This is a genomic window from Bartonella sp. AU18XJBT (assembly GCF_028618595.1).
In the GTDB taxonomy this organism is placed as follows: Bacteria; Pseudomonadota; Alphaproteobacteria; order Rhizobiales; family Rhizobiaceae; genus Bartonella.
Genome location: NZ_JAQITE010000143.1, coordinates 1 through 1,175, shown reverse-complemented (window position 1 = coordinate 1,175; position 1,175 = coordinate 1). Strand labels below are relative to the sequence as shown.

General features: G+C 40.9%; 1 pseudogene. It reads left to right on the top strand.

Annotated features, from left to right (window positions below):
• A pseudogene (locus PVV60_RS10580) lies at window positions 1–1,175 on the top strand (adhesin); the annotation flags it as partial.

Sequence of the window (1,175 nt, the reverse complement as noted above, 5' to 3'; positions counted from 1 at the left end):
ACAAACAGCAAGATCACATCGCTTGCGAATGGTTCTATAGTATCAGGTTCGAGTGATGCGGTTAATGGCGGACAAATTTATGATCTGAATCAGTCTCTAGCAAAGTATTTTGGCGGTGATGCTAAGTATGCTGATGGGGAATGGAGCCTTCCAGGTTTCAAGATAATGGCTTTCCAAGAAGATGGCAGCTTTGAAGAGAAGGAGTATGATAGCATTACAGCTGCGTTTGCCGGTGTTAATAAGGTCTTCAAGAATCTTCATAATGAGATTTCAGGAAACATTGAGCAGAACGCGTTGTTGTGGAGTGATGATGCCGGTGCGTTTGTAGCCTTGCATGAGAAAGAAGGTAAAAAGGAAAACAGCAAGATCACGTTCCTTGGGGAAGGAAAGATATTAGAAGATTCGACGGATGCGATTAATGGAGGTCAGATTTATACTCTTCAACAGAGCTTTGCCTCCTATTTTGGAGGAGGAGCTGGTTATGATAAGGAGGGAAACTGGCAAGGACCTAAATTCTACGTTCAAGCATTCAATGAAGATGGTACGAAAGGTGATAAAGAAGAGCGTAAGAGTGTTTCTGAAGCATTTGATGTTGTTAATGACAGCATGAGCACGATCAACGATCGTATAAAAGAAGTTGAAAAGGATGTTTCTTCGAATGGTCTGAATTGGAATGAAAAGGAAGGAAGCTATGATGCGTCTCACGCTGATGATCAGGGAGTTAAGAGCCCCAGTAAGATAATCAATGTAGAGGATGGGAAAGTAGACGAAGATTCGAAAGAAGCAGTTAATGGAGGTCAGCTTTGGAAAACTCAGCAGATGATTACAGATCAGGTCAAGGGTATTGAAACTAAAGTTACGGAGGGCTCAGTCCAATATGATAAAGATGAAACAGGCAAAAAGACCAATAAAGTTACATTAGTTGGTGGCGATGATAGTTCTCCAGTGTTAATAGACAACGTAGCGGATGGAAAGATTGAAAAGGGATCGAAAGAAGCTGTTAATGGGGGTCAGTTACATGATTATACTGAAGAGCAGATGAAGATAGTTCTTGAAGATGCCAAAAAGTATACGGATAAGCAAGTTTCTAATATTGTAAAAGACGGCGTTAGTGAGGCTAATTCGTATACAGATATGAAGTTTGAGGCGTTGAATTATGCTGTTGAGGATGTTCG